General features: G+C 55.4%; 13 protein-coding genes. 4 read left to right on the forward strand and 9 right to left on the reverse strand.

Annotated features, from left to right (window positions below):
• Positions 1-27: 27 nt before the first annotated feature.
• Both AC1Z3F_RS12795 and AC1Z3F_RS12800 read left to right on the forward strand, forming a co-directional pair.
• Positions 28-462 carry a MarR family winged helix-turn-helix transcriptional regulator gene (locus AC1Z3F_RS12795; RefSeq protein ID WP_131089427.1) on the forward strand — a complete coding sequence of 145 codons (435 nt, stop codon included), beginning with the start codon at positions 28-30 and terminating at the stop codon, positions 460-462.
• Positions 459-1,904: an MFS transporter gene (locus AC1Z3F_RS12800; protein ID WP_131089428.1), complete on the forward strand. Its 1,446-nt coding sequence runs from the start codon at positions 459-461 to the stop codon at positions 1,902-1,904. Before AC1Z3F_RS12795 ends, AC1Z3F_RS12800 begins: the two co-directional genes overlap by 4 nt.
• Positions 1,905-1,956: 52 nt before the next feature.
• On the opposite strand, the gene AC1Z3F_RS12805 is transcribed toward AC1Z3F_RS12800, so the two are convergent.
• From AC1Z3F_RS12805 to AC1Z3F_RS12840, 8 genes are all read right to left on the reverse strand, one after another.
• Positions 1,957-2,253 (reverse strand): antibiotic biosynthesis monooxygenase family protein, encoded by a 297-nt coding sequence (locus AC1Z3F_RS12805; RefSeq protein WP_131089429.1) that lies wholly within the window; start codon positions 2,251-2,253, stop codon positions 1,957-1,959.
• Between the two features lie 120 nt (positions 2,254-2,373).
• Positions 2,374-2,904, reverse strand: coding sequence for an ASCH domain-containing protein (locus AC1Z3F_RS12810; protein WP_131089430.1), 531 nt, complete (start codon positions 2,902-2,904; stop codon positions 2,374-2,376).
• 78 nt (positions 2,905-2,982) lie between these two features.
• Positions 2,983-3,330, reverse strand: a complete 348-nt coding sequence (locus AC1Z3F_RS12815) for a hypothetical protein (RefSeq protein WP_262199087.1) — start codon at positions 3,328-3,330, stop codon at positions 2,983-2,985.
• A 161-nt stretch (positions 3,331-3,491) separates the two neighbouring features.
• On the reverse strand, positions 3,492-4,877 hold the full coding sequence (gene allB / locus AC1Z3F_RS12820; protein WP_131089432.1) for an allantoinase AllB: 1,386 nt from the start codon (positions 4,875-4,877) through the stop codon (positions 3,492-3,494).
• Positions 4,878-5,024: 147 nt separating this feature from the next.
• Complete coding sequence (gcl, locus tag AC1Z3F_RS12825) at positions 5,025-6,818, reverse strand: glyoxylate carboligase (protein WP_131089433.1); 1,794 nt, start codon at positions 6,816-6,818, stop codon at positions 5,025-5,027.
• Between the two features lie 59 nt (positions 6,819-6,877).
• Positions 6,878-7,000, reverse strand: coding sequence for a hypothetical protein (locus tag AC1Z3F_RS12830; RefSeq protein ID WP_262199085.1), 123 nt, complete (start codon positions 6,998-7,000; stop codon positions 6,878-6,880).
• 70 nt (positions 7,001-7,070) lie between these two features.
• The gene (locus AC1Z3F_RS12835; RefSeq protein WP_483565933.1) at positions 7,071-7,970 is read right to left on the reverse strand and encodes a 2-hydroxy-3-oxopropionate reductase; all 900 of its coding nucleotides are present in this window, start codon (positions 7,968-7,970) and stop codon (positions 7,071-7,073) included.
• Positions 7,971-7,979: 9 nt separating this feature from the next.
• Positions 7,980-8,798, reverse strand: a complete 819-nt coding sequence (locus tag AC1Z3F_RS12840; protein WP_131089435.1) for a hydroxypyruvate isomerase family protein — start codon at positions 8,796-8,798, stop codon at positions 7,980-7,982.
• A 662-nt stretch (positions 8,799-9,460) separates the two neighbouring features.
• On the opposite strand from AC1Z3F_RS12840, the gene AC1Z3F_RS12845 reads away from it, so the two are divergent.
• Together AC1Z3F_RS12845 and AC1Z3F_RS12850 are read left to right on the forward strand one after the other, a co-directional pair.
• Positions 9,461-10,990 carry an NCS1 family nucleobase:cation symporter-1 gene (locus AC1Z3F_RS12845; RefSeq protein WP_483565934.1) on the forward strand — a complete coding sequence of 510 codons (1,530 nt, stop codon included), beginning with the start codon at positions 9,461-9,463 and terminating at the stop codon, positions 10,988-10,990.
• A gap of 7 nt (positions 10,991-10,997) precedes the next feature.
• Positions 10,998-11,735, forward strand: coding sequence for an aspartate/glutamate racemase family protein (locus AC1Z3F_RS12850; protein WP_483565935.1), 738 nt, complete (start codon positions 10,998-11,000; stop codon positions 11,733-11,735).
• A gap of 130 nt (positions 11,736-11,865) precedes the next feature.
• Here the strand turns inward: AC1Z3F_RS12850 and AC1Z3F_RS12855 are convergent, their stop codons facing one another.
• Complete coding sequence (locus tag AC1Z3F_RS12855) at positions 11,866-12,597, reverse strand: YoaK family protein (RefSeq protein ID WP_483565936.1); 732 nt, start codon at positions 12,595-12,597, stop codon at positions 11,866-11,868.
• Positions 12,598-12,734 lie beyond the last annotated feature (137 nt).

The following is a 12,734-nucleotide window of genomic DNA, read 5'->3' on the forward strand; positions in this document are numbered from 1 at the left end:
TGTACAAATTAATTGTATTCTGAGGCTATGGAAATTTCTTCGGAGGAATCTGACTTACCTCAAGCGCTCTTCGACGCGCTGTTCCCGCTGCTCGGATTGGTCCATGCAGCCCGCACCCTCTCTCCGGGGAAAATTGGCATCCTCAGAACCCTCGCGGCAGACGAACATGTCAGCGCGACTCGGCTAAGTCAGGTGATCGGAGTCAGCCAACAAGCCATCTCACTGTCCACTAAAGAGTTGGAATCCTTAGGGCTGATCGAACGACACAAAGCTGACGTAGACCGCCGCAAGCTCTGGTTCCGCCTGACCAAAGCGGGCCAGCAAAAACTAGATTCTGAAATTCAACAAGGTCGCGAAGCACTCAAGAAAGCTATTGGAAACGAACTAAACCACAAGGAGCTCAAACTTATCCACGACGCTATTCCTGCACTGACAAAAATCAAGACGGCGGCAGCCCGATGAGCGATACAAAATTAGCAACTGAACGTACGACCCTGCTGCCCACACTCGTCTTCGCAGCCCTAGCTACGGCCATTGTTTCTTCACTCGGCATGTTGTTAGTACCTTCCATCGCCAGCCAATTCGACGTGGATGTGGCGACAGCCCAATGGATGCTCACCGTCAATCTCTTGGCAGGTGCTGTAGCAACTCCCATTCTTGGTCGGCTTAGCGACGGTCCGCATAAAAAGCGTCTGCTCCTAGTTTCTTTGAGCATCATGTTCCTCGGATCAGTCTTGGCCGCCGCGGCACCAAACTTCGGATTGTTCTTGGCCGGCCGGGCCTTGCAGGGCCTGTCTTATGGCATCGTGCCCATCACGATCTCCATTGCCCGTCGCTATGTTGAGAAAAAGAAAGTTCAGCCAACCATCTCCACCCTGTCGGTGACGGTCTCCTCGGGTATTGGCGTTGGCTACCCATTGACCGGTATCATCGCAGGGCTCTTTGATTACAGTTTCGCCTTTTGGTTTGGCGCCATCTTTGTTTTGGCCACCATCATCGTGGTGTGGAAAGTAGTTCCTTCCGGTCCTGATACGCACGCCGAGTCTCGACCCTTCGACTACCTCGGCACTGCCTTGCTGACCTTCGGTTTAGGCTCGCTGCTCTTGGCCATCTCAGAAGGACCTAAATGGGGGTGGTCGTCGTTGCCTACCCTGACATTGATTATTTTTGCCGTGGTCATCTTGACCGTTTGGGTTCTCGTCGAGAACAAACTCGCCTTCCCGCTGATCAACCTGCGCACGCTCAAGCAGGGAGAAGTACTCCTGGCCAATATCTCCGCCATCGCTCTCGGAGCAGCACTGTATATCGGTATGTCGGTCTCTTCGCTGGTTGCTCAGGCCGAAACCTCCACTGGATACGGGCTGAGCTTGCCAGTGTTCTGGGCCGGTTTTGTCATCTTCCCACTCTCGGTTGGTAGCTTCACTGCCAACAGAATTGTCCGAGTTTTGGCTAAGAAAATTGGCATTCAAGTGATGCTGCCCGTCGGTGCCATCATCATGTCCTTAGCCGGCACCCTGTTGTGGCTACTGCATTCCCAGCTCTGGGAAATCTTGTTGAGCATGCTGGTCTTCGGTCTTGGCATGGGAGCCAGTTATGCCGCGATGCCAGCGCTGATTGCCAGAAGCGTGGCGGTCCAGGAACTGGGTAGCTCGGTCAGCTTTAACCAGGTCTTGCGAACTGTCGGCTCCTCATTTGGCACCGCGATTTCTGCGGCCATCATCGCCACCCATCCCGGGTTGCATGGCGAGGCCAGCTCGACCAGTATCAATATGACCTTCTTGATCGGTGCAGTGCTGTGCATAACCCTCGGTATAGCGCTGTTGATCAATTCGGCGCTCCGTTCCTCACCAGCAACCGCATCGGTACCGACCCGCATCAATTCCTCGGGAGCAAACAAGAAGTGACGCCGGAAGATCCGTAGATCCTTCGGCGTCACTTATTGTTCCTGCGCTCAGGCTAGAGCTCGACGACCTCAAACTCCATCAGGTCAGCACCGTGAGCTACCGACTTCTTGCCTTCGCTGCCAGCATGGGCTGCGCCCGAACGCTCATCTCGCCAGTTTTCAAAATCCTCACGTGTGGCCCACTGGGTGTACACAAAGTAGCGGTCTTCGCCGGCTACTGGGCGCAACAGCTTAAAACCTTCAAAGCCAAGTGAGTAATCCACGGACTGTTTGCGTGCCGCAAAGCGCTTTTCCAGTTCTTCACCGGAACCTTCGGGAACCGACAGGGCATTGATGACAACAATCGACATGTTCAACCTTTCTTAGCGGTGCTTCACCGAAACAGAAGCTTCTCAAAGCCACCCTACGCCGGAAGTTTCCCCGGTGGCAGTTCGTGGCGCAGTGCAACGCCCTTGACGCGTATTGACTTTCTAATCAGCGAATTCTTCTGGCCAGCAGATCTCAAAACGTTCCAAAATCAGTTCACCGCCGGGCTTCAGGGTATCCGCCGGTGACCACTCGCGACCGATTGACTTCTGAGTTCGTCGCCAGAATTTCTCGTGTTCTTTTTGCCAATAGCCAAGGCTCAGATCACCTTCGCCCTCGGCCGCTGCGAACTGCTCATCGACCTCGTCGAAGCTGGAACGCTCCACACTGATCACTCGAAGAATGGCTTTGGGTTCACCCTGACCATCACAGATGATGCAGTGATCATCTACTTGCGGAATGCGTTCGTCGTAGTACGCGTATTCACTGGCCAATGACGACGTAGCGCGCTTGGTGCCATGCATAATGGCGTTCAACAGTTCATCGGCCAGCGCTGGGTGATCTCCGAAAGATTCTGCGACATGGTGCGGTGCCGCTTCAGGATTGATGCCCCGATGTGCCAGATGTTCAGCCCACATGGCTTCGGCAGCCGTTGTGTTTACCGGTGGAAGTTCTGGCACAGGATTCTCATTCATAGCTTGATCCTACGGCGTGATGGATTTTCTAGTGCGTTCTGGAATGAAGTGAGGCGACGGTGGGCGACAGGAAATTGGTCAGCTACCGTTTTCAAACTTGCTCATGGCAGGTTCCGAATTTCGTAGTCCAACGGGCATTGGCGGGGCTTCGCGAGTCGCCGCTGGCCGTTCAATCTTTACCGGCAGATCTGCACGGACCGCAGGAGTATCTTCATCCGTTGATAACTTCAGGCAGTGACGTAAGTGAAGGTAGGTCTTGATTCCAAAGCCGATAAGAATGCTCAGGAGTATTGCACCAAAAACTACCGAAACTAGCAGCACGTCGTTGGGAGTGAAATCACTGATTTCTTTGGTCAACAACGACGGAGCAGAGTTCGCATCCGTACTCGTTCCTGAAATCGTAAGCAACCGCGTCATCGTCACCATAGAACTCCACCCTATGGTGCGCACGCAGTGAACTTGGCCATTCTCAGGCAATTGATATGGGTTCGTTACGATACGTTCATGTGATCACGGTTAAATGTCGAAAGGCCACTGCCCGTCAACGATTTTCGTAGAACGGGGCAGTGGCCTTGAACGGTAATTACTTAGTTTTCTCTACGGATCAGTTGACCGTGTGGAGTCTGGAAGTCCACGTCGGTGCCAGCGACGATTGAACGCCTGACTAGCCCTTGCAGTTCCTTGCCCTGGTACGGAGAAATCGGGTTCTTGTGGTGAAGGTTCTGCACATCCACCTCGAAGCTTTCCTCTGGGGCGAAGACGGCGAAGTCAGCGTCGCGGCCTTCTTCGATCACTGCCTTGTTATTTAGTCCGGCGAGCTTGGAGGGATTCACGCTCATCCAAGAAATCACCTGCTCCAAGCTGATCCCGCGCTTCTTAGCTTCGGACCAGATCAACGGCAGGCCCAACTGCAACGATGCGACGCCACCCCAGGCCACTCCGAAGTCACCGTTTTCCACGTCCTTCAGATCAACCGTTGACGGTGAATGATCAGAAACGATGCAGTCGATAATTCCTTCCTGAAGCCCGCGCCACAACAGGTCGCGGTTAGCGTCTTCGCGAATTGGCGGGCAGCATTTGAAGGCGGTTGCGCCGTCTGGGATGTCTTCAGATAACAGCGTCAGGTAGTGCGGGCACGTTTCCACCGTGAGCTTCACGCCCTCTGCTTTAGCCTGGCGGATCATGTCCAACGCATCCGAGCTGGAAAGGTGCAGCACGTGTGCGCGCACCCCGGTCTTGCGAGCACGGTCAATGACCTGCTCAATAGCCGTGTTTTCTGCTGAGCGCGGGCGCGAATCAAGGAAACGCGAATAGGTGGAGCCTGAAGCCTGAGGAGAACTATCAATGATTTCTGAATCCTCGGCGTGTACCACCATCAAAGAGTCAAAGGAGGCCAGTTCAGCCATGTCCTCTTCCATCTCATCAACACTCAATGAGGGGAATTCATCAACTCCCGAATGCAACAGGAAGCATTTAAAACCGAAGACACCAGCCTCGTGTAGCTCGCGCAAATCCTGTTTGTTGCCCGGCACCGCTCCGCCCCAGAAACCCACGTTCACAAACGCATTCTTGCTGGCGGCTTCACGCTTGATGTTCAGCGCTTCAAGATTCACGGTGGGAGGAATGGAGTTCAGCGGCATGTCCACGATGGTGGTTACCCCGCCAGCGGCAGCTGCCTTGGTGGCTGATTCAAAGCCTTCCCATTCGGTGCGACCCGGCTCATTAACATGAACGTGAGTATCCACGAGCCCGGGTAGAAGCACTTCGTCCTCAGCTACCTCGATGACTCGCTCACCAACAAGCTGAGCTCCGAGTTCTTCAATGGCGACGATCTTGCCGTCACGAACACCAACTTCGCGCGGGCCAATTCCCTGCGCAGTTAGTACCTGCGAACCGCGAAGAACCAGATCATAAGCACCGGTTGTTGTGGAGGGTTCGGCGGAATTGCGGTCAACGGTCTCATTGATGCTCATACGTTGTTCCTACTCGTTTTTGGTGGTGTTGTGCTTGGCAGCTCAATGCCAGTTTAGGTGGTAGTGGCGCGGGGCACACCCAGATTGGTGAACCGGTGCCCCGCGCCAATATTTTTTGCGGGTTCGCAAGTCAGCGACGACTGCCTTTCACGCACCCACGGTGGCTACTGCACCCAATGGCACCAATGCGGTTGGTGCGTCATCAGGCAACAGAGCCAGGTCTTCAAATTCATTGACGGAATCCAGCGCAGCGCCCATGGAGATGTTGGTGACCTTCTCCAGTATCACCTCGACCACCACTGGAACCTGATGTTCTTTGGCCAGCGCGTTAGCTTGAGCAAAACCGTCGGCCAGCTGGCTCGGATCCTCAATACGAACCGCCTTGCAACCTAAGCCTTCAGCTACCTTCACATGGTCAACCCCGTACCCGTTGGTCTCGGGAGAGTTGATGTTATCGAAGCCCAACGAGACGTGATAATCCATGTCAAAAGGTCGCTGAGACTGGCGAATCAGGCCAAGGTACGAGTTATTGACGACCACGTGAATATAAGGCAGCTTGAACTGCGCTCCCACGGCCAACTCTTCGATCATGAACTGGAAATCATAGTCACCGGAAAGGGCTACAACTCGTTGTCCAGGCTTGCCACGTACAACGCCCAGCGCGGCAGGTCCGGTCCAGCCCAGCGGGCCTGCTTGCCCGGCGTTGATCCACTTGCGTGGACCATAAACGTGCAGCATCTGTGCGCCAGCAATTTGCGAAAGCCCAATGGTTGAGACGTAGGTGGTGTCTTGGCCGAAGGCTGCATTCATCTCTTGATATACACGCTGCGGCTTGATCGGGATGTTCTCAAAGTTGGTCTTCCGGTGCCCGGTGGACTTACGTGCGGTGCACTCATCGGCCCAGCTGGAGTAGTCCGGCAGGGTGCCTGCGGCCTTGCGCTCACGCACCACTTCGAGAATGGCTTCGATTGCTGCTTTGGCATCAGAGACAACGCCTAGATCCGGAGAAAACACTCGGCCAATCTGCGTCGCTTCGATATCTACGTGGATGAACTTTCGGCCCGCCCGGTAGGTATCCAGTGCACCGGTATGGCGATTGGCCCAACGGTTGCCCAAGCCCAGCACCATGTCTGATTCCAGGAAGCTGGCGTTGCCGTATTTGGTATGGGTTTGGATGCCCACCATGCCTGACTGCAAACGATGATCATCCGGGATGATACCCCAGCCCATCAACGTTGGTGAGACCGGGATGTTCAACTCTTCAGCCAGCGCAATTAATTGCTCGCTGGCGTTGGCGTTGATGATTCCACCACCGGCAATGATGATTGGCTTTTTGCCGCTGAGCAGCAGATCAACAATCTTTTCTGCCTGTCCGCGGGTGGCCTTGGGCCGCTCAAAGGGCAATGGTTCATAGGCATCAATGTCAAAGTCTATCTCTGCCAGTTGAACGTTAATCGGCAGGTCAATAAGTGCTGGGCCGGGACGTCCTGAGCGCATGATCTGGAAGGCCTTGGCAAAGGTTCCGGGAACCAAACCTGGCTCCAAAACGATGGAGGCGTACTTAGTTACCGGCTTGGCGATGGATACGATATCTACCGATTGGAAATCTTCTTTGTGCAATACGTTGGTCGGAGCTTGCCCGGTAATGCACAGCATTGGAATTGAGTCCGCAATAGCTGCGTAGAGGCCGGTGATCATGTCGGTGCCAGCCGGACCCGAAGTTCCTAGGCACAAGCCGATCTTGCCGGTGGCCCGTGAGTAACCGTCGGCGGCATGGGAGGCACCTTCCACGTGGCGGTGCAGGGTGTGGCGAATTCCGCCATGGTCTTTCATGGCTGAGTACAACGGGTTGATGGCTGCCCCGGGAAGGCCGAAGGCTTCGGTGGCGCCTTCCTTTTCCAGGATCTGAACGATGGCATCTACTGCACGCATCTTTGGCATGGGTAACACGTCCTTTGAGAAGAAAGATTGAACCTACGGCGAGCTGCGCGGCGTTTGAGTCACCACAGCATCTGCTCCTTGAGCACCAGATTTTGGTGGCGGGCTGGAACGTAGCCCTCACGGGCCACCGGCGGAACTGGCTGCGACTTACCGTGTACCAAAGTCGCGGCTGTCCGAATCATTCGGTGGCTCGTACCAAGTTCTGAGGAGCTGGCGCTGGCTGCGCTGCTCGCCGTAGGAAATAAGGAAGGCCTAGGCCGGTTGGGGTGCGTCGATCTTTCCGGCCAGGCGCTGTACGCCGTTGTAGAGTGCGCTGTGGTCCAGCGCTCCATCGCCGCAGGCCACGGTGGAGGTCACCAGTTGGGCCACCAAAGCACCGAGTGGGAGCACCACTCCAGCTTCTCTGGCGGCCGAGGTCACGATGCCCATATCTTTGTTGTGGAGGGCAAGACGGAATCCGGGTTCGAATTCGCGGTCCAGGATTTTTTGCGCTTTTTGGTCAAGTACCTTGGAGCCGGCCAGTCCCCCGCCGAGCACCGTGATCGCTGCGTTGGTGTCCACTCCGTAGGCTTCAAGGAACACCACTGCTTCACTGAGCGCTTGAATATTGGCGGCGACAATCAGTTGGTTGGCCGCTTTCACGGTCTGCCCGGAGCCAGCTGGTCCCACCAGCACAACGGTCTTTCCTATTGCATCCAGCACTGGGCGGGCGGCTTCAAAGTCCGCTGATTCCCCGCCGACCATGATGGACAATGCTGCGTTAATAGCTCCTGCTTCTCCACCAGAGACCGGAGCATCTAGTGGACGAAGCCCTGCTTCGCGGGCAGAGGTTACAAGCGAGACTGCCACATCTGGACGGATTGTTGAGTTATCAATCCATAGGGCGCCGGCCTCGGCATTGGCAAAAACTCCGTCTTGGCCAAGGACAACGTCTTGGACGTCGGGAGAATCTGGAACCATGGTGATAATTGCATCAGCGTCCGCGACTGCATGGGCGATGGACGTTGCTTTGGTTCCGCCAACGGCTGCCAGTGCGTCGACTGCCGCGTCGCTGCGGTTATAGCCGGTGACGTTGAAGCCAGCGTGAACAAGATTCTTGGCCATTGGCAGGCCCATGATTCCCAGTCCAATAAAGGCAATATTCTGTGTCATGCGGTGCTCCTAAAGTGGTGTGGACTCGGAATAGGTCGAAGCTTGGGCGGTGGCCAACCAGTCAAAAGCGGTGCTTGCATCCTGCTTGTATTCCAGTGCAACTTTTCCGGTGTATCCCAGTTCGCGAGAGCGAGCGATCCATTCAAGCAGTGGTAGCTCTCCGGTGCCCGGGGCGCCTCGGCCTGGTGCATCAGCGATCTGAATGTGCCCGAAGTCCTTGGCATGTTCTTCAATGACCGCTGCGACATCATCGCCGTTAACGGCTAGGTGGTAGAAGTCAGCCAAGAGGGCAATATTTGACTGTCCCTGAGCTTGAACCGCCTTGACTACGTTGAGAGCCTGAGCTGCAGTTTTTAGCGGGTAGGTTTCCATGCCGGAGACCGGTTCAATGAGCACGGTTCCATCAACCTTGGCCACCGCGGCGGTTGCAGCCAGGAGGTTGTTCAAGGCCAGCGCATCTTGAGCTTCTGGGGCAACATCTGGCAGTCGGTTTCCATATAGGGCATTAAAGGAAGTGCATCCGGTGGCTTCAGCGATACCAACAACAACGTCGAGGTTGTCCTTGAATTCGGCTTCTCGTCCCACCCAGGAAACTAGGCCTCGGTCTCCATCTGGCATGTCGCCGGCGAAGAAGTTCAGTCCGTCGAGTTGGACTCCGGCGTCCATCAGTGAGGCGACAAATTCATCAACCTGCTGATCCGTGGGCACGGCCTGGGTAAATGGCCACCAGAATTCGACACTTTCGAAGCCCGCCTGACGCGCTGCTGCAGCACGCTGCAGCAGTGGCAGTTCAGTAAGAAGAATCGAGCAATTCAGAGTGTAAGACACCGGATTTCCCTCCAAGACCATCTTCCTAAATTTCCGCTTTGTGGAATCTAGGTTTTGCTTTATGAAAACAGTAAGTCTCGACTCGGAGCACTGTCAACCCCTTCAGGAGTAACTTTTACATACTCCTCGATAGCCCACTGCGGAACGCTTTTGTCCCCGGGAAGGCAAGTAATGATTGCTTCATACACGAAACATGATCGACAGAAACCGGGTCTAGCCAGCTCATTCCCCCGTGCAGAATAGCGAAAGCGTTTCCCATATATTTCCACTGGGTGAAATCAGGATTTTCTATTGCGGTAACCAAAACGCAAGCCTACAGTTGGTAACCAGTTGATGTGGCACACATCTCGGAGTGACTTTTTCTAACTCAGGAGCAGCCATGAGCGTACGTCTCATAGGGAGTCCAGCTGGCAGGACGTGGGGGCAATTGCCCTCCGCGACTTTGCCAGTAGTAGGCACCCCGTCCGAGTTCTATCGGAACTTTGGACAACCGATCTACCCGTAGCCAAGGCTCTGGTCCAGTATTCGGACCGATGCAATCGCACGCTACAAATAGATCAGCATGCCTCGTGCATGCACGCTGTAGGCGCAGGCAGTCCCCAGAGATTTCTTTCTTTGCAGACCCCTGCCCTCCAGCATTCTTCTGAGAAGAGGACCTCACCATGAGGCAAAACATTTCGGAGCCCGGCTTGGCCGCGCCAGCAGTTGCACTTACACCCAGCCAGGGAATTGATCCTGCCAACCCGCACGAGCTCAGCCCCACTTTGTACAACCAAGATTTGGCACCAACCACCCGCAATGGACGGTCGTGGAATGCCTACAGCATCTTCACCCTCTGGGCCAACGACGTTCACTCTCTCGGCAACTATGCCTTTGCTATCGGACTCTTCGCCTTGGGCATGAGCGCCGGCCAAATTCTTGGCGCCCTAGCCATCGGGGCGGCCTTACTCTTTGTCCTCCTTAGCCTCTCCGGCTACATGGGTGAAAAGACCGGGGTCCCCTTCCCCGTCATGAGTCGAATTGCCTTTGGCATCAACGGCGCCCAAATTTCTGCGCTGATTCGTGGAGCAGTGGCCATCGCTTGGTTTGGCATTCAAACCTACCTGGCCTCGCAGGTACTTTCGGTGATGGTCGTAGCCGTCGCCCCAGGCGCTGCAACTCTCGAAGAGTCCAGCTTCCTTGGGCTGAACATGCTCGGGTGGATCTGCTTCGTGGCACTGTGGGCCATTCAGTTGGTCATTGTCAGCTACGGCATGGAAATGATCCGCAAGTACGAGGCCTTCGCCGGCCCCGTCATCTTGGTAACCTTCTTGGCGTTGGCCATTTGGATGCTCTTCGAATCCGGATTTAACATCTCGCTGAGCACCGGCGAAACCAAAACTGGTGGGCAGATGTGGGCAGCGATGTTTGGTGCCGCCGCCCTGTGGGTTTCCATCTACGGAACCTTCGTTTTGAACTTCTGCGACTTCACTCGTGGAGCCTCTTCCAAGAAGGCCATCATCAAGGGCAACTTCTTTGGCATCCCGCTGAACATGTTGTTCTTCGGGGCTATCGTTGTGGTTTTGACCGGCACTCAGTTCTCCATCAATGGCAAGGTCATCACCTCGCCTTCTGATGTTGTTGGGGCCATTCCCAATACCTTCTTATTGTTGCTGGCTTCCGCTGCCTTGCTGGTGCTCACCATTGCGGTGAACCTCATGGCCAACTTTGTGGCACCAACCTACGCGCTAACCAACCTGTTCCCGAAAAAACTGAACTTCCGCAGTGCCGCAATGATCTCGGGCATTATCGGTCTGGTGATCCTGCCGTGGAATATGTACAACTCTCCGGAGATCATCAATTACTTCCTTGGTGGACTCGGTGCATTGCTTGGCCCACTATTTGGCATCATCATGGCCGACTACTGGCTGATCCGCCGTGCGCGCATCAACGTCATGGATCTGTACCGGACAAATCCGGAAGGAACCTACTACTTCACCCGCGGGGTGAACTACCGCGCGGTGACCGCCCTAGTGATCAGCTCGGCCATCGCTCTGGTCTTGGCCTTCGTTCCTGCCCTTCACGTTGTTGGATCCTTCGCATGGTTCCTCGGTTCTGGTGCAGGTGCCCTGGCGTACCTTGCCCTAGCTAAGCGCCACAACGATCTTGTCGACATTGACGGTGAGCCTATCGCCGTGGCTCCAACGCACTAGGAGCATCATGCGAATCCTCATTTTGAATGTGAACACCACTGCGTCCATGACCAAAGCCATCGGCGACTCCGCCCGGCAGGTTGCCTCACCCGGCACAGAAATTGTTGAGCTGACTCCGGACTTCGGCGCGGACTCCTGCGAAGGCAACTTTGAAAGCTACCTTGCGGCCATTGCCGTCATGGACAAAGTGGTTCGATATCCAGAACCGTTTGATGCCGTGATCCAGGCTGGCTATGGCGAACATGGACGCGAAGGACTGCAAGAACTTCTTGATGTTCCCGTTGTAGACATCACCGAGGCCGCGGCCTCGACAGCTCAATTCTTGGGCCACAAATATTCAGTGGTCACCACCTTGGATCGTGCGGTGCCGTTGATTGAAGACCGGCTGAAGCTCGCAGGTCTCACGGATCGACTCGCTTCGGTGCGCGCCAGCGGACTGGGTGTTCTTGAACTGGAATCTGACCCAGAGCGTGCGGTAGCTGCCATTGTTGAGCAGTCTCGCATCGCTGTTGAACAGGACAAGGCTGAAGTCATCTGTCTTGGTTGTGGTGGCATGTCCGAGCTGGAGGAACAAGTGCGGCAGGCTACCGGTGTGCCGATTGTTGACGGGGTCCGCGCTGCGGTGACTATCGCGGATTCCTTGGTGCGAATGGGGCTGAGCACCTCGAAGGTTCGCACCTACGCTCCCCCACGTCCCAAGGTCCTGACCGGGTGGCCAATCACTGCCAATTCCCTTACCAAGTGAATGCGCAGGAGCATCCCAGTTGGTGCACAGACAGCGCGTTTAGAGTTGTAAGTACCTCATGAAGGTGCGAGTGATGACATAAGGAAACCCCGATGCTTCGGCATCGGGGTTTCCTTTTCGCGTCAGTGGATTACATGGTGTTCACGCTATCCTCAACCGGCTGTTCAGTTTCCTGATCTGCAGCGTATTTGCGTGATGCCTCTCCAACCAACGCCACAGCGATGGCGAGCACACCGGTCACAAGAATTCCCAACCCAATGTGGATCTGCAAGAAGGCGGCACCGGTTGCTGCACCGGCGAGGATCAATACAACCGCCAGCAATCGTCGCTGCCAGAACTTTCCACTGCCACCGCCTAGGGGCGAATCAGCGGCAAGGCCGGTCAGGGTTGAAGTCACCACGACCGTGGTGACGTCCTTAACGCCTAGGTGTCGCGCGGTTGCTGCTTGGAGTCCCATCGAGGCGGCAATAAAGCCAGTGATCAACAGTGCCACAACGTCTGATGCTTGGTGAAGGTCTAGGAACAAAGCGAGCGAAGTCAGCGCGAGGCACACACCCACCACAGCGATCAACAGTGTAGTTCGTCGGTTCCAGCCAGCTAGTTCCCTCTTCAAAACGCGACCACCGATCATGGCACCCACAACAAATCCGGCCAGTGCCACAACCGGGCCAACCACGGGAAGATCATCCGCACCCAAAAGCGCCATGCCCAGGATTACTACGTTGCCGGTCATGTTGCCGGTGAAGACCCTGTCCAGTCCGAGGTAACCAACGGCGTCAATGATTCCCGTGGTAAAGGTCAGTGCGAGCATCAACCAGAGATTGATTCGGTCAGGGCCGTGAGTCTTGAACAGCTGAGTCATTCTAATTTTCTTTCGCTACTTCCGGACAGGTTTGGGGAGGCGAGGTTCGCGCCGTCCTTGGCTGCCTTCGCAAAAGTGCAGCTCAGTCACCACCGCATGCAAACTCGAAACTCCTGTTTGCATGCTAATCGTCGGGC

This window comes from Glutamicibacter sp. MOO4 (assembly GCF_056934395.1).

What these genes read in the sequence shown, in the direction of transcription:
- AC1Z3F_RS12795 (WP_131089427.1), top strand. Translation starts at nt 28, where the DNA reads ATGGAAATTTCTTCGGAGGAATCTGACTTACCTCAAGCGCTCTTCGAC.
- AC1Z3F_RS12800 (WP_131089428.1), top strand. Translation starts at nt 459, where the DNA reads ATGAGCGATACAAAATTAGCAACTGAACGTACGACCCTGCTGCCCACA.
- AC1Z3F_RS12805 (WP_131089429.1), bottom strand. Translation starts at nt 2,253, where the DNA reads ATGTCGATTGTTGTCATCAATGCCCTGTCGGTTCCCGAAGGTTCCGGT.
- AC1Z3F_RS12810 (WP_131089430.1), bottom strand. Translation starts at nt 2,904, where the DNA reads ATGAATGAGAATCCTGTGCCAGAACTTCCACCGGTAAACACAACGGCT.
- AC1Z3F_RS12815 (WP_262199087.1), bottom strand. Translation starts at nt 3,330, where the DNA reads ATGGTGACGATGACGCGGTTGCTTACGATTTCAGGAACGAGTACGGAT.
- allB (WP_131089432.1), bottom strand. Translation starts at nt 4,877, where the DNA reads ATGAGCATCAATGAGACCGTTGACCGCAATTCCGCCGAACCCTCCACA.
- gcl (WP_131089433.1), bottom strand. Translation starts at nt 6,818, where the DNA reads ATGCCAAAGATGCGTGCAGTAGATGCCATCGTTCAGATCCTGGAAAAG.
- AC1Z3F_RS12830 (WP_262199085.1), bottom strand. Translation starts at nt 7,000, where the DNA reads ATGATTCGGACAGCCGCGACTTTGGTACACGGTAAGTCGCAGCCAGTT.
- AC1Z3F_RS12835 (WP_483565933.1), bottom strand. Translation starts at nt 7,970, where the DNA reads ATGACACAGAATATTGCCTTTATTGGACTGGGAATCATGGGCCTGCCA.
- AC1Z3F_RS12845 (WP_483565934.1), top strand. Translation starts at nt 9,461, where the DNA reads ATGAGGCAAAACATTTCGGAGCCCGGCTTGGCCGCGCCAGCAGTTGCA.
- AC1Z3F_RS12850 (WP_483565935.1), top strand. Translation starts at nt 10,998, where the DNA reads ATGCGAATCCTCATTTTGAATGTGAACACCACTGCGTCCATGACCAAA.
- AC1Z3F_RS12855 (WP_483565936.1), bottom strand. Translation starts at nt 12,597, where the DNA reads ATGACTCAGCTGTTCAAGACTCACGGCCCTGACCGAATCAATCTCTGG.